This window comes from Arthrobacter paludis (assembly GCF_056782315.1).
Window position 1 is genome coordinate 1 of the sequence record NZ_JBXAEW010000028.1, and the last position, 16,981, is coordinate 16,981.

Sequence of the window (16,981 nt, forward strand, 5' to 3'; positions counted from 1 at the left end):
CCTAGTACGAAAGTAGGTGGGTCATGCTGCGACGGTGGGGCTGAGGGTGACGTTGTAGCCGAGGGCCTTCAGGTGCCTGATCGCGTTGTTCTTGGCCCTGGCGGGATCCATCCTGGTGAGGGAGTCCGATCCGGGGTCTTGGTAGCACTCGCCTTGGGCGAGCATGTGCCAGGCGGCCTCGAGGATGGCGTGCTCGGTCGCGACGAGGGCCTTGGTCCGGCCGCGGCGGGCGGCGATCCGCTTGTAGCGGGCGCCGAGGTAGGTGTTTTTGGGGTGTCGGGCGATCGAGAGCGCGGCGGTGCCGAGGGCGCCCTTGAGGTAGCGGTTCCCGGGCCGGGTCTTGCTGGACTTGACCCGTCCGGCGGATTCGTTGTGGCCTGGGACGAGCCCGGCCCAGGAGCAGAGCCGGCCCGGGGTCTGGAAGCGGCTCATGTCGGCCCCGGTTTCCGCGACGACGGTGTCGGCGACGGTGGTGGAGACCCCGGGGATGGTGGCGAGGAAGTCCCTCGCGGCGCGAAAGGGGGACATCGCCTCCTCGATGCGGGCGGTGAGCTGGTCGATCCATTCCGTCATCGAATCGATCCGCTCCAGGTGCATCCGGCAGATGAACGCGTGGTGGTCCGTGAAGCGGCCGGTGAGGGCCTCGACGAGTTCGGGGAGCCGCCGGCGAAGGGTGCCCCGGGCCAGGTCCGCCAGGACCTGCGGGTCGCGTTCGCCGGCGACGAGCGCCTCGAGCATCGCGCGGGCCGAGACCCCGGTCAGCTCCGAGGCGGTCGAGGAGAGCTTGATTCCGGTGGACTCGAGGAACTTCTCCAGCCTGTGGATCTCCCGGGTGCGGTCCTGGGTCGCCAGCGTCCGTGCCCGGGTCAGGTCCCGCAGCTGCCGGACCGGCTCGGGCGGGACGAAGCAGGCGCGCAGCAGCCCGTGCGCGCCGAGCTGGGCCAGCCATGCGGCGTCGGAGACATCCGTTTTGCGGCCCGGGATGTTCCGGGCGGCCTTGGCGTTGACCAGCATCACCGGCAGCACGTCCTCGAAGAGGTAGTAGAAGGGCTTCCAGTAGTCGCTGGTCGCCTCCATCACCACCGTCGTGACCCGCTCGGCCAGCAGCATCTCGCGCAGGGCCAGGATCTCGTTCGTGGTCGCTCCCCAGGTGGTGACTGTGGTGGTGAAGGTCCCGGGCCGTTTGCCCGGGGCGCGGATGGCGACCTTCGCGTCGCGCTTGGAGATGTCGATCCCCGCGGACCTCTCGTGGATCAAATCCATGATGGCGAACCTCCCCTGACAGCAGTGGTCTTCGGTTGTGCGCCTGCCGTGGAGAGGGCTGTTGGGATTCAGGAATCTAGTACTCGTGCTCGAGGCAACAATCCACGGTGCCCGTGGGGGCCCTCCGCGCCACGCTAGCCCACGGGCCAAACCGATGCACCAAGGACGGACCGGCGTCACCGCGGCAGACACCACCATCATCGGTCCCAAACCGGCCCCGGCGATACGCCACGGGCGAGCCGAACCGGAACTTTCGACCGCCACGGCGCGCAGCGGCGCTGGCTCGCTAGCCCGGGGCCGCGGCCGTAGGGCCGCGGCCCTACGCGGCGTCGCCGGGGGTGGGGTCGCCGCGGAGCACGGGCTCCTTGCGCAGGCCGGTCAGCCCGTACCAGGCGAGGTTCACGACGTGCGCCGCGACGGTCTCCTTGTCGGGGTGGCGGGCATCCAGCCACCACTGGCCGGTCATCGCGACCATGCCTACGAGCATCTGCGCGTACATGGCCCCGTCCTCGGCGCTGAACCCGCGCTCGCGGAACTCGTCCCGGAGGATGCCCGCGACCTCGTCGGTGATCCTGCCGAGCAGCGACGCGAAGGTGCCCTGCGGCTGGGACGGCGGCGTGTCGCGGATGAGGATCCGGAAGCCCTCGGTCCGGTCCTCGATGTACGCCAGGATCGCCAGCGCGGTCCGCTCCAGCAGCAGCCGCGGACCCGCGTCCGGTTCGGGCTGCAGGGCGGCCAGCACCGAGTCGAGCATCTCCCGGTAGGCCGTGTCCACGACCTCGAGGTACAGGGACTCCTTGGACCCGAAGTGCTCGTACACGACGGGCTTCGAGACCCCGGCGGCCGAGGCGATCTCCTCGATGGTCGTGCCCTCCAGGCCACGCTCGGCGAAGGCGCTGCGCGCCAGGCCGGCGAGTTGGGCGCGGCGCTGGGGGCCGGTCATGCGGACGCGGCGGGCCGGGGGACGGGTGGAAGGTTCCGGATTCACGTATTAATCGTACGGGTATTCCGGCCGGTCGCCGCGCGGGGCGCGGGGCGCCTTGTGGCAGAATGGGGGCTTGTGCCCCGCCCCGGCGCGGGCACCCTCCGCCCTGGTGTAATGGCAGCACGCCGGCCTTTGGAGCCGTGCAGTCTAGGTTCGAATCCTAGGGGCGGAACGGCGGCCCGAGGGGTTAACGGCCGGGGGTAGACTGAATCCGCCCCGGCCATGGGCCGCGGCCATGCCACCAACCAGGGAGTATCGAAACTTGAGCGTGGAAGCCAACGCACCCGCCGCCGTCATCGTCCTCGCCGCAGGGGCCGGGACCCGCATGAAGTCGGCGAAGCCGAAAGTCCTCCACGAGATCGGCGGCCGCTCCATGGTCGGGCACGCCATCGCGGCGGCCAGGGGCCTGAACCCCACCCAGCTCGTCGCCGTCGTCCGCCACGAGCGCGACCTCGTCGTCGCCCACCTCCTCGACATCGAGCCAGGCATCAGCGTGGTCGACCAGGACGAGGTCCCGGGCACCGGACGCGCGGTCCAGCAGGGGCTCGCCGCCCTTCCGCCCAAGCTCGAGGGAACGGTCGTCGTCACGTACGGCGACGTGCCGCTGCTGACGACGGCCCTGCTGGGCGAACTCGTCGCCCGCCACCAGGAGGACGGCAACGCCGCCACCGTGCTCACGTGCGAGCTCGACGACCCGACCGGCTACGGCCGCATCCTCCGGGACGCCGACGGCTCCGTGGCCGGGATCGTCGAGCACAAGGACGCGACCGGGGCCCAGCGCGGCATCCGCGAGGTCAACTCCGGCATCTACGCCTTCGACGCTGCCGTCCTCCGCTCCGCGCTGGACCAGGTCACCACTGACAACGCCCAGGGCGAGATGTATCTCACGGATGTCCTGGCCATCGCCCGCGCCGCGGGCGGACGCGTCGCCGCCGTCGCCACGGACGACCGCTGGCAGGTCGAGGGCGCCAACGACCGCGTCCAGCTGGCCGCCCTCGGCAAGGAACTCAACCGCCGCATCGTCGAGGCCTGGATGCGCGCCGGCGTCAGCGTCGTCGACCCGGACACCACGTGGGTGGACACGTCGGTGGCCCTGTCCCCGGACGTGACCCTCCGCCCGGGCACGCAGCTCCACGGCGAGACCGCCGTCGGGAACGGCGCGGACATCGGTCCCGACACCACGCTCACCGACACCAGCGTCGGCGCCAACGCCCGCGTCCGGCGCAGCGAGGCCACCGGGGCGGACATCGCCGCCGGGGCCTCCGTCGGGCCGTTCGCGTACCTGCGCCCCGGCACGGTGCTCGGGGAGGCCGGCAAGATCGGCGCGTTCTACGAGACGAAGAACGTCACGATCGGGCGCGGCTCGAAGCTGAGCCACCTCGGCTACGCCGGCGACGCGGAAATCGGCGAGTACACCAACATCGGCTGCGGAAACATCACGGCCAACTACGACGGCGTCGCCAAGCACCGCACCGTCATCGGGTCGCACGTGCGCACCAGCTCGAACACGGTCTTCGTCGCCCCCGTGACGATCGGCGACGGCGCCTACACCGGCGCCGGCGCGGTGGTGCGCAAGGACGTCCCCGCCGGCGCGCTCGCCCTCTCCGTCGCGCCGCAGCGCAACACCGAGGGCTGGACGGCGACCAAGCGCCCCGGCAGCCCCGCCGCCGAGGCGGCCGCCCGCGCCGCCGACGGCTCCTAGCCGCCCTCCCCAAGAACCCCCCCCACCCCCTCCCGACGAGATCCCCCGACGCAGAAAGCGAGCCCATGAGCGAACTGAGCCACAACGTCGACAAGAAACTGGCGTTGGCCTCCGGACGCGCGCACCCCGAGCTGGCGCAGGAGGTGGCCGAGGCACTGGAGACGGAGCTGCTGCCGCTGTCCGCGTATGACTTCGCCAACGGCGAGATCTACGTCCGCTCCGGGGAGTCCGTGCGCGGCAAGGACGTGTTCCTGATCCAGTCGCACCCTGCGCCGCTGAACAACTGGCTCATGGAGCAGTTGATCATGATCGACTCGATGAAGCGGGCCTCGGCCCGGCGCATCACGGTCGTCTCGCCGTTCTACCCGTATGCCCGCCAGGACAAGAAGGGCCGCGGGCGCGAGCCGATCTCCGCGCGCCTCGTCGCGGACCTCTACAAGACGGCCGGCGCGGACCGCGTCATCAGCGTCGACCTGCACACCGCCCAGATCCAGGGCTTCTTCGACGGCCCCGTGGACCACCTCATGGCGATCCCGCTGCTCGCCGACTACATCCGCGGCCGGGTCGGCTCCGACAACGTCACGGTCGTCTCGCCGGACACGGGCCGCGTCCGCGTCGCCGAGCAGTGGGCCGAGCGGCTCGGGGGCGCCCCGCTGGCGTTCGTGCACAAGTCCCGCGACCTCACGGTGCCCAACAAGGCCGTGGCCAAGACCGTCGTCGGCCAGGTCGAGGGCCGCACCTGCGTGCTGATCGACGACATGATCGACACCGGCGGCACCATCTCGGGCGCCGTGCGGGTCCTGAAGGACGCCGGGGCCAAGGACGTCATCATCGCCGCCACCCACGCCGTGTTCTCCGACCCGGCGGCCCAGCGGCTCTCCGAGTCCGGCGCCCGCGAGGTCGTCGTGACCAACACGCTGCCGATCCCGCCGTCCAAGCGCTTCCCGCAGCTGACGGTGCTCTCGATCGCGCCGCTGCTCGCCCGCGCCATCAAGGAGGTCTTCGAGGACGGCTCCGTGACGAGCCTCTTCGACGGCAAGGCGTAGCACCCCCGGGGCGGTAGGCTGGGCGGGTGGTCAGGATCGTCACCATCTGCACCGGCAACATCTGCCGTTCCCCGTATGCCGAGCGCTTCCTGCAGGCCCGGTTCGACGAGGTCGGACCGGGCCTGTTCGACGTCTCCAGCGCCGGGACCCAGGCGCTTGTCGGCCGCCCGATGGACGAGCGTGCCGCCGAGCGGCTCGCCGCGGCCGGGGGAGTCCACACCGGCTTCGCGGCCCGGCAGCTCACCGGGCCCGTCCTCGACGGCGTCGACTTCGTCCTGGCCCTGACCGGTGCGCACCGGGACGCGGTCGTCGCCGAGCACCCGCGGCTGCTCAAGCGGACCTACACCGTGCGCGAGTTCGCCCGCGTCCTGCACGACGTCGCCACGGGCCAGCCGGGGGCCGTCCCCCGCGGCGGGGGAGCGGAGGCCACCGAGCGGCGCTGGGCCGCCCTGCGGCGCCTGGCCGCCCTGCGGCGCCACGCCGTCCGGGCCGCCGCCGCGGACGACGACGTGGTCGACCCGTACCGGATGGACGACTCCGTCTTCGACGCGATGGCCGACCAGCTGCTGCCCGCCCTGACGACCATCGCGGCGTTCGAGGAGTGGGCCTCCCGTCCCGGCGCATGAGCCTGCGGACGGCGCAGGACGTTGCCACCCCCTGCGGTGGCTGCGGCCTCCTGCGCGCAGGCGAAAGGCCCCGTCCCGCCGATCGGCGGAACGGGGCCTTTCGCCTGCGGCGGGGCTAGCCCCGCCGGCGGAGGTGGCGCATCTGGGCCGAGCTGAGCACGTCGTCGAACGACGGGCCCGGGCCGTCCTGGGCCGGCTCGGCCGGCGAGGCGCCGGACGGCGGCACGGGGGCCACGTCGCGCCGCTCCACGGCCGGGCGCGGCTCCGGCACGACCGTGCGGTAGTCGTCGTCCGCGCCGGACTGCCCGTCCTGCGGCTCGGCGACCCGGGCGCCGCGCGAGGCCCCGCGGGCTGGCTCCACGGGGGCGGCCCCTTCCATGAGCCGGCCCTCGCCCGTGGACGAGTAGTAGTACTTGCCGTAGTAGCCGTAGCGGCTGGCGCCGTTGCCCTTGGTGGGCACCTGGTTGAGGATGGCCCCGAGGACGTGGCCGTCGACGCGGCGGAGGTTCTCCAGGGCCTTCTCGAGCTCGTCGGTCGTGGTCCCGCCGGCGCGGACCGTGACCAGGGCGCCGTCGGCCGACTTGGTCAGCACGGCCGCGTCGGTGACGGGCAGCAGCGGAGGGGCGTCGATGAGGACGACGGCGCCGGCGGAGAGCTCCCGCAGCAGCGTCCGCATGGCCCGGGATCCGAGCAGCTCCGACGGGTTCGGCGGGATGCGCCCGGCCGCGAGGATCGACAGGGTCGGGACGTCGCCGAAGGGCTGGAGGACGTCGTCGATGTCGGCCTGGCCGCTGAGCACGTCCGTCAGGCCGGCCCCGGCGGGCAGCCCGAAGATGTCGGTGAGCACCGGGCGGCGCAGGTCGCCGTCGATGAGCACGGTCTCGCGCCCCGTGGCCGCGATTGCGACGGCCAGGTTCGCGGACAGGGAGGACTTGCCCTCGCCGGGCACGGAGGAGGTCACCACGATCACGCGCGGCGGGTTGTCCACGTCCATGTAGGCGAGGTTGGTCCGCAGCTCGCGCAGGGACTCGGAGAAGGCGTGCGACTCGCGGTCCGAGTGCTCGAGCTGCCCGGTCTCGACGATGCGCCGGCCCGCCAGCAGGCGCTGGTCGGAGGGAATGGTGCCGACGACCGCGGCGCCCAAACGCTCGACGGCCTCGGCGGAGCGGATGCGCCGGTCCAGGTGGTTGCGCACGAGGGCGTATCCGAGGCCCAAGGCGAGGCCGACGACGGCGCCGAGCGCCAGGGCCAGCCGGGTGTTCGGCGAGACGGGCTCCTGCGGCACGGCGGCGCGGCCCAGCGGCGCGACCTGGACGGCCGGCTCGCCGGAGCCGCCCGCGGCGGTCTCGATCTCGGCCACCTGCTCGGCGAGGGCCTCGACCCACGCGTTGGCCAGGTCCTGGGCGGCCACCGGGTCGGGGCTGGTCGCGCTGATCCGGATTTCGGCGGTCGATGTCGGAACCTCGACGGACACGGCGGACAGGAGCTGGTCGGCGGACTGTTCCAGCCCGAGCGACTCGCGCACCCGCGCGGCCACGGGGCGGGTCTCGGCAATCGACTGGTAGCTGGTGGCCTTGGACTTGGCGAGGTTGTCGCCGGCGAGGGCCGTGCCGAGGTTGTCCGACCCGGCGGTGACGACCAGGCCCGACGACGAGGCCTCGTAGAGCTTCGGCTGGGTCAGGGTCCAGAGGAAGGCCAGGAGGATGGTCCCCAGGAGGATCGCGGCGATGCCCCGCCAGTACGTGGTCGCAACCGCGAGGTACTGGCGCAGGTCCGGCCCGGACTCCGCGCCGTCGGTCTCGTGTGGTTCCAAAATTCGGTTCTCCCCCGGAGTCGGCTGGCGGTGGGCGCGCGGGCAGGGCCCACCCGCTCTGCGGTGCGGTCGCATCGAGTCTAGCCCAGCGCGGCGCCGCGATTCGCCGCGCCCGCGCCCGCGGGGCGGCCCGCGGTGGTAGGATGGCCGACAGTGCCCAGGCGAGGGAGGCCGGCGACAGGCCGGCGCTCCGTGATCGACGAGGCTAGACGCACCGTGCAGTGCCCCTCTCCGGGAGGGCGTTGCGGCTTCTAGGCCAGCCATCCGCCCAGGCCCCCGCAACGCAAAAGGAGAATCCCATGACTGATGCCGTGAAGCTGTACGGCGAGACCCGCACCGACTTCGGCAAGGGCGCCGCCCGCCAGGCCCGCCGCGCGCACAAGGTCCCCGCCGTGATCTACGGCCACGGTGCCGAGCCGCTGCACGTCCTGCTGCCGGCCCAGGAGACCACGCTGGCCGTGCGCCAGTCCAACGCCCTGCTGAACATCGACCTGGACGGCGAGGAGCACCTGACCATCGTCAAGGACATGCAGCGCCACGCCCTGCGCCAGACGGTGGACCACCTCGACCTGCTGACGGTCCGCCGCGGCGAGAAGGTCGTCGTGGACGTCACCGTCCACGCCGAGGGCGAGGTCGCCCCGGGCGCCGTGCTGGACCTCGAGGTGTTCACGGTCAGCCTCGAGGCGGAGGCCACGCACCTGCCCGAGTCCGTCACCGTGAGCGTCGAGGGCCGCGAGGCCGGCGCCCACATCCTGGCGTCCGACATCGTCCTGCCGTCCGGCGTCAACCTGCTGACCGAGGGCGACACCGTCATCGCCACCGTCTACGTGCCGGCCGCCGCCGACCTGGGCGAGGAGACCGAGGGCGAGGCCTCCGCCGAGACGCCGGCCGAGGCCCCCGCCGAGAAGGCCGAGTAGCCTCCGCCGCATGGCTGAGAACACCTGGCTCGTGGCCGGGCTCGGGAACCCCGGGCCCGGCTACGCGCACAATCGGCACAACGTGGGCCAGATGGTCCTCGACGAGCTTGCGGCCCGCGTGGGCGGCAAGTTCAGCTCCCACAAGGCCCGCGCCCAGGTGCTGGAGGGACGGCTCGGCGTCGGGGGCCCGCGCGTCGTCCTGGCCAAGCCGTCGACGTACATGAACGTCTCCGGCGGCCCCGTCTCCGCGCTGGCGCGGTTCTACCGGGTCGACCCGGCCCGCGTCGTGGCCGTCCACGACGAGATCGACATCCCCTTCAACTCCATCAAGCTCAAGCTCGGCGGGGGAGAGGGTGGCCACAACGGCCTGCGCGACATCTCGAAGGCCCTGGGCACCCGAGACTACCTGCGCGTGCGCGTCGGGGTCGGGCGGCCGCCCGGCCGCATGGATACCGCCGACTACGTCCTGCGTGACTTCGCTGCGGCGGAGAAGAAGGACTTGCCGTTCCTCATCGACGACGCGGCCGACGCCGTCGACCTCCTGCTGAGGGAGGGCCTGCTCCCGGCCCAGCAGCGCTACCACGGCGTCTCTCCGGGAAGCTCTTGACAGCTATTTGACATAGACTGGGGGCATGCCGGAAACGGCTCCCGCAGACGGGGGCCGGCGGCGGGTGCCCCCCGTGGGCTTCCCCCTATCCCGTCGCCGGTTCCCTTGGCTCCTTTTCCGCGACGCCCCGCCCCGTGCGAGAATTACGCAAGAACATCGGTTCCTTATTCCGCCGCCGGCGTCCCGCCCGGACCCCGGTGAACGCACCCGTGTTTGGGAGGCACGCCCCATGACCCTAGACAGCACGACGCCGCAGGCCGCGTCCGTCCGCCCGCTCGACGCGGCCGAGGTTTCGCGGCTGCGCGCGGACTTCCCCATCCTGTCCCGCGAGGTCAACGGGCACCCGCTGGCCTACCTGGACTCGGGGGCGACGTCCCAGAAGCCGCAGTGCGTGCTGGAGTCGGAGCAGCACTACTACGAGCGCTTCAACGCCGCCGTGCACCGGGGAGCGCACTCCCTCGCCGTCGAGGCCACGGACCTCTACGAGCAGGCCCGCGCCGGCGTGGCGGCGTTCGTGGGCGCGGACGAGGCCGAGCTCGTGTGGACGTCGAACGCGACCGAGGCCCTGAACCTCGTGGCCTACGCCTTCTCCAACGCATCGGCCGGGCGGGGCGGCCCCGCCGCCGAGCGATTCCGGCTCGGCCCGGGGGACGAGATCGTCGTCACCGAGCTGGAGCACCACGCGAACCTCATCCCCTGGCAGGAGCTCGCCGCCCGGACGGGCGCGGCCCTGCGCCACGTTCCGGTCGGCCCGGACGGGTCCCTGGATCCGGAGGCGGCGGCCGGCGTCGTGTCGGAGCGCACCCGCATCCTGGCCTTCACCCACGTCTCCAACGTTCTCGGGACCATCACGGACGTGCCCGCCCTCGTGGCCCTCGCCCGCTCGGTGGGCGCCCTCACGGTCCTCGACGGGTGCCAGTCCGTGCCCCACCTGCCCGTCGACGTCAAGGCGCTCGGGGTGGACTTCATGGCCTTCTCCGGACACAAGATGCTCGGCCCCACCGGGATCGGGGCGCTGTACGGGCGCCGCGAGCTCCTGGACGCGATGCCGCCGTTCCTGACCGGCGGCTCGATGATCACCACGGTGACGATGGAGGGCGCGGAATACCTACCCGCCCCGCAGCGCTTCGAGGCCGGGACCCAGCGCATCTCCCAGGCGGTCGCGCTCGCGACGGCGGCGGCCTACCTGCGCGAGGTCGGCATGGACCGGATCGCGGCCTGGGAGTCGGCGCTCGGCGCCCGCCTCGTGGAGGGGCTCGCCGGGATCCCCGGCGTGCGCCTGCTCGGCCCCACCGCGGGCGAGCGCATCGGCACCGCGGCGATCGACGTCGAGGGGGTCCACCCGCACGACGTCGGCCAGTACCTCGACAGCCTCGGCGTGGCCGTGCGCGTGGGCCACCACTGCGCCCAGCCGCTGCACCGGGCGCTGGGCGCCACGGCCAGCACCCGGGCAAGCACCTACCTGTACACGACGACCGCGGACGTCGACCGCTTCCTCGACGGCGTCGCCGGCGTCCGCGCGTTCTTCGGAGCCGGCGCGTGAGCGGCCTCGAGCAGCTGTACCAGCAGGTCATCCTGGACCACGCGCGGCGCCGCGACGGCGACGGCCTCGTGGCCGCCGCCGCGGGCCACCCCTGGGGCGAGTCGCACCAGCACAACCCCATCTGCGGCGACGAGATCCGCGTCCGGGTGGAGACCGTGGACGGGACCGTGCGGCGCATCAGCTGGGAGGGCAACGGGTGTTCCATCTCCATGGCCTCCGCGTCCGTGCTCGTGGGGCTCGCGGAGGACCTCCGCCCGGAGGAGTTCGCCGACCTGGTCGGCGCCTTCCGCGAGGTCATGCGCTCGCGCGGCACCGCCGAGCCGGACGAGGAGCGGCTCGGCGACGCCGCCGCGTTCACGGGCGTCTCGCGGTTCCCGGCCCGGGTCAAGTGCGCCATGCTCGCGTGGGTCGCGGCCGAACAGGCGCTGTTGGAGGCCAACGGCGCCCAGTAGCCCGGCGCTGGCACGCGCCGGGGCCTGCCGCCACGCGAAGAGGCCGGGCCGCCCCCGACGGGGGCGGCCCGGCCTCTTCGCGTCCGGAGCCGGCAGGGACCGGACGCCTCGGGGTTCTCTCCGGGGCGGCTACTGCTCGTAGACGTCGGGCACGCCGTCGGCGTCCGCGTCGATGGTCTCCTTCTCGGCGATCTGCCGGTACCGGCGGTCGCGGGGCAGCAGCCACAGCGCCCCGAACACGGCCGCGGCCAGCGAGCCGCCGAGGATGGCGACCTTCGCGTGCTCGTAGTGGGGCGACTCGAGGCCGTAGCTGAGCTCGGAGACCAGCAGCGAGACCGTGAAGCCGATGCCGGCCAGGAACGTGACGCCCAGCAGGTCTCCCCACTTCGTGTCGGGGTCCAGGTTCGCGTGGCGGGTCTTGGTGACCAGCCACGTGGCGGACAGGATGCCGATCGGCTTGCCCGCGACAAGGCCGACAATGATGCCCCACACCACGGGGTCGCTCACTGCGGCGGCGATGCCCTCGGCGCCGCCGATGGCGACTCCGGCGGAGAAGAACGCGAACAGGGGCACGCAGAAGCCCGTGGACAGCGGGCGGAAGCGGTGCTCGAACAGCTCGGCGAGGCCGGGGCCCTCGGCGCCGTCGCGCCGCTTGACGGGGACGCAGAAGCCCAGGACGACGCCGGCGATCGTGGCGTGGATGCCCGACTCGTGGACGAGGACCCAGGTGACGATGCCCAAGGGCAGCAGGATCGCCCAGGGCGCCCAGGCGTGCGTCGCGAAGAACGCGCGGCAGCGCTGGGAGAGGAAGAGGAACGCGGCGATCGGCACGAGGGCCAGCAGCAGGAACGACGGGCGGAGGTCCGCCGTGTAGACGAACGCGATGATCACAATCGCGATGAGGTCGTCCACGACCGCCAGGGTCAGCAGGAAGATGCGCAGGGCCGACGGCAGGTGCGAGCCGATGACGGCGAGGACGGCGACGGCGAACGCGATGTCCGTGGCCGTCGGGATGGCCCAGCCGCGCAGCGTCTCGCCCGCGGTGGCGAGGTTGAACGCCACGAAGATCAGCGCCGGGACCACGACGCCGCCGAAGGCCGCCGTCACCGGGACGATGGCCCGGGACAGGTCCCGGAGGTCCCCGACCACGAACTCCTTCTTCAGCTCGAGGCCCACGAGGAAGAAGAACACGGCCAGGAGCCCGTCGGACGCCCAGTGGCCGAGGCTCAAGTCGAGGTGCAGCCCGGGGATCGGGACCGCGACGTGGAAGTCCCGCAGCGCGAAGTAGGCGCTCGAGGCCGGCGTGTTGGCCCAGATGATCGCGATGGCGGCGGCCACGATGAGGACGAGCCCGCCGATGGTTTCCTTGCGCAGGATCTCGCCGATGCGCAGGGTCTCGCTATAGCTGGAGCGGCGCAGGACGGCCTCTGGGCGGGGCGTGGGGGATTGGTTCATGGGGTCTCCTGTTGGGACGCGGGCCATTGCATCGCCGACCAGACTTCCCGGCACACCGGGGTCAACCTTACACGGCCGGGTCGGCGCGCCGGCCGGGCCGGGCGGGGCACGTCAGCGGCCGGACTTCAGCCAGGCGTCCGCCTCGCGGGCCTGCAGGTTCAGCGCCTTGCCGAGGAAGGGCTCGGCGGCCTTGGCGACCTTCCCGCCCAGGAAGGGGATGGAGGAGTCGACGGAGCCCTCCAGCTCGACGACGGTGGCTCCGTCGCGGGCGCCGAGGCGCTGGGTCGCCTTGGCCGTCACCGGGGCCCCGGTGACCTCGATGCGGATCGCCACCGTCCGCGAACCGTCCGCCTCCGGGGCGGACCAGGACTCGCGCTGGATGACGCGCAGGTGCTTGCCGACGAAGGGGCGCACGGCCTCGGGGAGCTTGTCGGTGGGGATGCCGCGCTCGATCACGGCGTTGAACGGGCCGGTGACCGGCCCGGTCGTCTCGAAGGACTCGAGGGTGGCGCCGGCCTTGCCCGCGACGTGCTCGGCGAACGCGCGGTCGGCGAACAGGGCCGCGATGGTTTCGACGGGGTGCTGCAGGGTGGTCGTGGCGCTCAGGGCCATGCTGGACTCCTCGGTGTCGTGTGCCCGGGGGCGGGTGGGTTGCCGGCGCGCGGCGCGGGCGGCGCCGCCGGCTTCGGTGGCGGCGCCGGTCTGTCCCATCGTAAGGGGCGCCGGGCCCGGCCGGGCGGCCCGCCGCCGGCGGGGCGCGGTAGGCTGGACTCCCACCCGGCCCCGGTTCCCCGTGCCCGGGTTCTTGTGCTGTCCGCCGGTCCCGGAAGGATCCCCGCCATGGCCCTGACTGGCCTCCGCGCCGCCCTCGCGGCCGACCCCGCCTTCGCGCGCGTCAAGCCGCACGCCGCCCGCCCGTTCGCCGAGCGCCTCGAGGACCTCGAGATCGCGGCCCCCGCCGGGCTGCGGGCCCCGCTCGTCGCCGAGGCGGCCGACGGCCTGGACGGGGCCGGCGTCGTGTTGGCCGTCACCGCGACGGGCCGGGAGGCCGAGGAACTGGCCGCCGCGCTGCGCGCCTACCTGCCCGAGGACGCCGTGGCCGACTTCCCCAGCTGGGAGACGCTCCCGCACGAGCGCCTGTCCCCGCGGTCGGACACGGTGGGCCGGCGCCTGGCCGTGCTGCGCCGCCTCCGCCAGGGGGACGACGGCCTGCGGGTGGTCGTCGCCCCGGTCCGCGCCGTGATCCAGCCGCTCGTCGACGGGCTGGGGGACCTCGAGCCCGTCGAGCTGGCCGTGGGCCAGGAGGCGGACTTCGACGGCGTCGTGCGCTCGCTCGCCGACGCGGCCTACGCCCGGGTCGACATGGTCTCGCACCGCGGCGAGTTCGCCGTGCGGGGCGGGATCCTCGACGTCTTCCCGCCCACCGAGGACCACCCGGTGCGCCTCGAGTTCTTCGGCGACGAGGTCGAGCAGATGCGCTGGTTCTCCGCCGCCGACCAGCGCTCGCTCACGGACAAGGACGGCCGTCCCGCCGGCCCGTCCTCCCTGTTCGCCCCGCCGTGCCGGGAGCTGCTGATCACCCCGGCCGTGATGTCGCGGGCGGCGCGGCTCAAGGACGCCATGCCCGCGGCCGCCGACCTGCTCGAGAAGATCGCGGGCGGCATCGCGGTGGAGGGCATGGAGTCCCTCGCGCCCGTGCTGGCGGACCGGATGGTCCCGTTCGTCTCCCAGCTGCCCGCCGGGTCCGTCGCGCTGGTCATGGAGCCCGAGCGCGTCCGCGCCAGGGCGCACGACCTGGCCGCCACGAACGCGGAGTTCCTCGCCGCCGCGTGGTCCACGGCGTCCGACGGCGGCGCCGCCCCGGTGGACCTGCTCCAGTCGGCCGGGGCCGGTGCGTCGCTGGAGGCCGCCGACTTCGCGTCCCTGGCCGACACGCGGACGGCCGCCGCGGACGCCAAGACCAGCTGGTGGTCCATCACGTCCCTGGGCGCCGACGAGGAGCTGCTGCCCGAGGTGGACACGCTGCGCATCCCGGCGCGGGAGCCGCGCGGCTACCAGGGCGACATGGCCGAGATGATGGAGTTCGTCGGAGGGCGGGTCCGGGACGGCTGGCGCCTCGTCGTCGCCACGGACGGCCCGGGGCCGGCCCAGCGCCTTGCGGAGCTGTTCCACGAGGCCGGCATCCCCTGCCACCGGGTCGACAGCGTCGACGGCGAGCCGACCGCGGGCCTGATCGAGATCACGACCGCCGTCGCCGGGCGCGGCTTCGTCCTCGACCCGCTCCGGCTCGCCCTGCTCACCGAGGCCGACGTCCTGGGCCGCTCCAGCGCCTACGCCGCCCGCAGCGGCCGCAAGCTCGCCGCGAAGCGGCGCAACGCCGTCGACCCCCTCCAGCTCACCGAGGGCGACTTCGTCGTCCACGAGCAGCACGGCATCGCCCGCTTCGTCGAACTCATCCAGCGCAAGGCCGGCGGCGGCGCCATGCGCGAGTACATGGTCCTCGAGTACGCCCCGTCCAAGCGGGGCGCGCCCGGGGACCGGCTGTTCGTCCCCACCGACCAGCTGGACCAGGTCACCCGCTACGTCGGCGGGGAGACCCCGGCGCTGTCCAAGATGGGCGGCTCGGACTGGGCCCAGACCAAGTCGAAGGCCCGCCGCGCGGTCAAGGAGATCGCCGGCGAGCTCATCCGGCTCTACTCCGCGCGCATGGCCAGCCGGGGGCACGCCTTCGCCGGCGACACGCCGTGGCAGCGCGAGCTCGAGGAGGCGTTCCCGTTCACGGAGACGCCGGACCAGCTGACCACCATCAACGAGGTCAAGGCCGACATGGAGCGGGAGGTCCCCATGGACCGGCTCGTGTCCGGCGACGTTGGCTTCGGCAAGACCGAGATCGCGGTGCGCGCGGCGTTCAAGGCCGTCCAGGACGGCAAGCAGGTCGCCGTCCTGGTCCCGACGACGCTACTGGCCCGCCAGCACCACGAGACGTTCGCGGAGCGCTTCTCCGGGTTCCCCGTCGCCGTGCGCTCGCTCTCCCGCTTCCAGACCGCCAAGGAGGCCAAGGACGTCGTGGCCGGGCTGCGGGACGGGACCGTCGACGTCGTCGTCGGCACGCACCGCCTGCTCTCGGCGGAGGTCCAGTTCAAGGACCTCGGGCTCGTGATCGTGGACGAGGAGCAGCGCTTCGGCGTCGAGCACAAGGAGGCGCTCAAGAAGCTGCGCACCAACGTGGACGTGCTGGCCATGTCCGCCACCCCCATCCCGCGCACGCTGGAGATGTCCCTGACCGGCATCCGCGAGACCTCCACGCTGGCCACGCCCCCGGAGGAGCGCCACCCGGTCCTGACGTACGTCGGCGCCCACACGGACCGGCAGGTCGCGGCCGCGATCCGCCGCGAGCTGATGCGCGAGGGCCAGGTCTTCTTCGTGCACAACCGCGTCTCCTCGATCGACTCGGTGGCGGCGAAGCTCCGCGAGATCGTCCCGGAGGCCCGCATCGAGGTCGCCCACGGCAAGATGGGCGAGGCCCGGCTCGAGCAGATCATCGTGGACTTCTGGGAGCGCAAGTTCGACGTCCTGGTCTCGACGACGATCATCGAGACCGGTCTGGACATCTCCAACGCCAACACCCTGATCGTGGACCGGGCCGACGCGTACGGGCTGAGCCAGCTGCACCAGTTGCGCGGGCGCGTCGGACGCGGGCGCGAGCGGGCCTACGCCTACTTCCTGTGGAACGCGGAGAAGCCGCTCGGGGAGACCGCCCTCGAGCGGCTCAAGGCCGTCGCGGCCCACAACGAGCTCGGGTCGGGCCTGCAGCTGGCCATGAAGGACCTCGAGATCCGCGGCGCCGGGAACCTGCTCGGCGGGGAGCAGTCGGGGCACATCGCGGGCGTCGGGTTCGACCTGTACATCCGGCTCGTGGGGGAGGCCGTGGCCGACTTCAAGGGCGAGGCGGACCAGGCGCCCGCCGAGATGCGGATCGAGCTTCCCGTCAACGCGCACCTGCCGCACGACTACGTGCCGGGGGAGCGGCTGCGCCTCGAGGCCTATCGCAAGCTCGCCGCGGCGGCCGACGACGCGGCGATCGACGAGGTCGTCGAGGAGCTCACGGACCGGTACGGCGAGCCGCCGGCCCCCGTGGCGAACCTCGTGGCCGTGGCCCGGTTCCGGGTCAAGGCGCGCGCGGCGGGCCTCACCGACGTCGCCTCGCAGGGCAACTTCATCAAGTTCGCGCCCGCCGACGGGCTGCCTGACTCGCGCCAGGTCCGGCTCGAGCGGATGTACAAGGGGCAGGTCAAGCCGGCCCTGGGAGCCGTCCTGGTCCCGAAGCCGAAGACCGCCCCGATCGGGGGCCGGGACCTGGCCGACGGCGAGATCCTTGTCTGGGCCACCGAGGTCGTGGAGAACGTGTTCGCCCCGTGAGGCCCGGCGGGGGTGTTAGCCCGCTGAGGCCCGGCGGACACCGCGCCGGCGCGGAGGTGTCGGGCCGGCCGCGCGCGGACCGGGACGCGCGTCGGGGCCCCCCGGTGGTCCGGGAGGGGCCGACGCGCAGGTGTAACGCCCGGGGGAGGCGCG

General features: G+C 73.1%; 13 protein-coding genes and 1 tRNA gene. 9 read left to right on the top strand and 5 right to left on the bottom strand.

Going from position 1 to position 16,981, the window contains the following annotated elements:
- Window positions 1–21: 21 nt before the first annotated feature.
- Together AC1Q5D_RS17385 and AC1Q5D_RS17390 are read right to left on the bottom strand one after the other, a co-directional pair.
- Window positions 22–1,263 (bottom strand): IS110 family RNA-guided transposase, encoded by a 1,242-nt coding sequence (locus AC1Q5D_RS17385; protein ID WP_481737057.1) that lies wholly within the window; start codon window positions 1,261–1,263, stop codon window positions 22–24.
- 319 nt (window positions 1,264–1,582) lie between these two features.
- Window positions 1,583–2,206: a TetR/AcrR family transcriptional regulator gene (locus AC1Q5D_RS17390; protein WP_481739723.1), complete on the bottom strand. Its 624-nt coding sequence runs from the start codon at window positions 2,204–2,206 to the stop codon at window positions 1,583–1,585.
- A gap of 142 nt (window positions 2,207–2,348) precedes the next feature.
- Here AC1Q5D_RS17390 and AC1Q5D_RS17395 point away from each other — a divergent pair.
- The 4 genes from AC1Q5D_RS17395 (at window position 2,349) to AC1Q5D_RS17410 (ending at window position 5,622) form a co-directional block, all read left to right on the top strand.
- A tRNA-Gln gene (locus AC1Q5D_RS17395) sits at window positions 2,349–2,420 on the top strand.
- A 90-nt stretch (window positions 2,421–2,510) separates the two neighbouring features.
- The gene (gene glmU / locus AC1Q5D_RS17400; protein WP_481739712.1) at window positions 2,511–3,950 is read left to right on the top strand and encodes a bifunctional UDP-N-acetylglucosamine diphosphorylase/glucosamine-1-phosphate N-acetyltransferase GlmU; all 1,440 of its coding nucleotides are present in this window, start codon (window positions 2,511–2,513) and stop codon (window positions 3,948–3,950) included.
- A 65-nt stretch (window positions 3,951–4,015) separates the two neighbouring features.
- On the top strand, window positions 4,016–4,996 hold the full coding sequence (locus tag AC1Q5D_RS17405) for a ribose-phosphate diphosphokinase (protein WP_481739713.1): 981 nt from the start codon (window positions 4,016–4,018) through the stop codon (window positions 4,994–4,996).
- A gap of 26 nt (window positions 4,997–5,022) precedes the next feature.
- Entirely contained in the window at window positions 5,023–5,622 is a 600-nt protein-coding gene (locus AC1Q5D_RS17410; RefSeq protein WP_481739714.1) for an arsenate reductase/protein-tyrosine-phosphatase family protein, read from the top strand.
- Between the two features lie 115 nt (window positions 5,623–5,737).
- Here AC1Q5D_RS17410 and AC1Q5D_RS17415 read toward each other — a convergent pair whose 3' ends face one another.
- Complete coding sequence (locus AC1Q5D_RS17415; protein ID WP_481739715.1) at window positions 5,738–7,435, bottom strand: tyrosine-protein kinase domain-containing protein; 1,698 nt, start codon at window positions 7,433–7,435, stop codon at window positions 5,738–5,740.
- Window positions 7,436–7,734: 299 nt separating this feature from the next.
- Here AC1Q5D_RS17415 and AC1Q5D_RS17420 point away from each other — a divergent pair, with 299 nt between their 5' ends.
- The 4 genes from AC1Q5D_RS17420 (at window position 7,735) to sufU (ending at window position 10,954) form a co-directional block, all read left to right on the top strand.
- Window positions 7,735–8,352: a 50S ribosomal protein L25/general stress protein Ctc gene (locus tag AC1Q5D_RS17420; RefSeq protein ID WP_481739716.1), complete on the top strand. Its 618-nt coding sequence runs from the start codon at window positions 7,735–7,737 to the stop codon at window positions 8,350–8,352.
- A gap of 10 nt (window positions 8,353–8,362) precedes the next feature.
- The gene (gene pth / locus AC1Q5D_RS17425; RefSeq protein WP_481739717.1) at window positions 8,363–8,959 is read left to right on the top strand and encodes an aminoacyl-tRNA hydrolase; all 597 of its coding nucleotides are present in this window, start codon (window positions 8,363–8,365) and stop codon (window positions 8,957–8,959) included.
- Window positions 8,960–9,188: 229 nt separating this feature from the next.
- Window positions 9,189–10,502: a SufS family cysteine desulfurase gene (locus tag AC1Q5D_RS17430; protein ID WP_481739718.1), complete on the top strand. Its 1,314-nt coding sequence runs from the start codon at window positions 9,189–9,191 to the stop codon at window positions 10,500–10,502.
- The gene (sufU, locus tag AC1Q5D_RS17435) at window positions 10,499–10,954 is read left to right on the top strand and encodes a Fe-S cluster assembly sulfur transfer protein SufU (protein ID WP_481739719.1); all 456 of its coding nucleotides are present in this window, start codon (window positions 10,499–10,501) and stop codon (window positions 10,952–10,954) included. Before AC1Q5D_RS17430 ends, sufU begins: the two co-directional genes overlap by 4 nt.
- 129 nt (window positions 10,955–11,083) lie before the next feature.
- On the opposite strand, the gene nhaA is transcribed toward sufU, so the two are convergent.
- Window positions 11,084–12,409: a Na+/H+ antiporter NhaA gene (gene nhaA, locus AC1Q5D_RS17440; protein WP_481739720.1), complete on the bottom strand. Its 1,326-nt coding sequence runs from the start codon at window positions 12,407–12,409 to the stop codon at window positions 11,084–11,086.
- 111 nt (window positions 12,410–12,520) lie between these two features.
- Window positions 12,521–13,021 (bottom strand): DUF2505 domain-containing protein, encoded by a 501-nt coding sequence (locus AC1Q5D_RS17445; RefSeq protein ID WP_481739721.1) that lies wholly within the window; start codon window positions 13,019–13,021, stop codon window positions 12,521–12,523.
- Between the two features lie 228 nt (window positions 13,022–13,249).
- Here AC1Q5D_RS17445 and mfd point away from each other — a divergent pair, with 228 nt between their 5' ends.
- Complete coding sequence (mfd, locus tag AC1Q5D_RS17450) at window positions 13,250–16,828, top strand: transcription-repair coupling factor (RefSeq protein ID WP_481739722.1); 3,579 nt, start codon at window positions 13,250–13,252, stop codon at window positions 16,826–16,828.
- The last annotated feature ends 153 nt before the right edge of the window (window positions 16,829–16,981 follow it).

Bases quoted from the DNA above. Each gene is read 5' to 3' on its own strand.
- AC1Q5D_RS17385 (WP_481737057.1), bottom strand. From the start codon at position 1,263: ATGGATTTGATCCACGAGAGGTCCGCGGGGATCGACATCTCCAAGCGC.
- AC1Q5D_RS17390 (WP_481739723.1), bottom strand. From the start codon at position 2,206: ATGACCGGCCCCCAGCGCCGCGCCCAACTCGCCGGCCTGGCGCGCAGC.
- AC1Q5D_RS17405 (WP_481739713.1), top strand. From the start codon at position 4,016: ATGAGCGAACTGAGCCACAACGTCGACAAGAAACTGGCGTTGGCCTCC.
- AC1Q5D_RS17420 (WP_481739716.1), top strand. From the start codon at position 7,735: ATGACTGATGCCGTGAAGCTGTACGGCGAGACCCGCACCGACTTCGGC.
- pth (WP_481739717.1), top strand. From the start codon at position 8,363: ATGGCTGAGAACACCTGGCTCGTGGCCGGGCTCGGGAACCCCGGGCCC.
- AC1Q5D_RS17430 (WP_481739718.1), top strand. From the start codon at position 9,189: ATGACCCTAGACAGCACGACGCCGCAGGCCGCGTCCGTCCGCCCGCTC.
- nhaA (WP_481739720.1), bottom strand. From the start codon at position 12,409: ATGAACCAATCCCCCACGCCCCGCCCAGAGGCCGTCCTGCGCCGCTCC.
- AC1Q5D_RS17445 (WP_481739721.1), bottom strand. From the start codon at position 13,021: ATGGCCCTGAGCGCCACGACCACCCTGCAGCACCCCGTCGAAACCATC.
- mfd (WP_481739722.1), top strand. From the start codon at position 13,250: ATGGCCCTGACTGGCCTCCGCGCCGCCCTCGCGGCCGACCCCGCCTTC.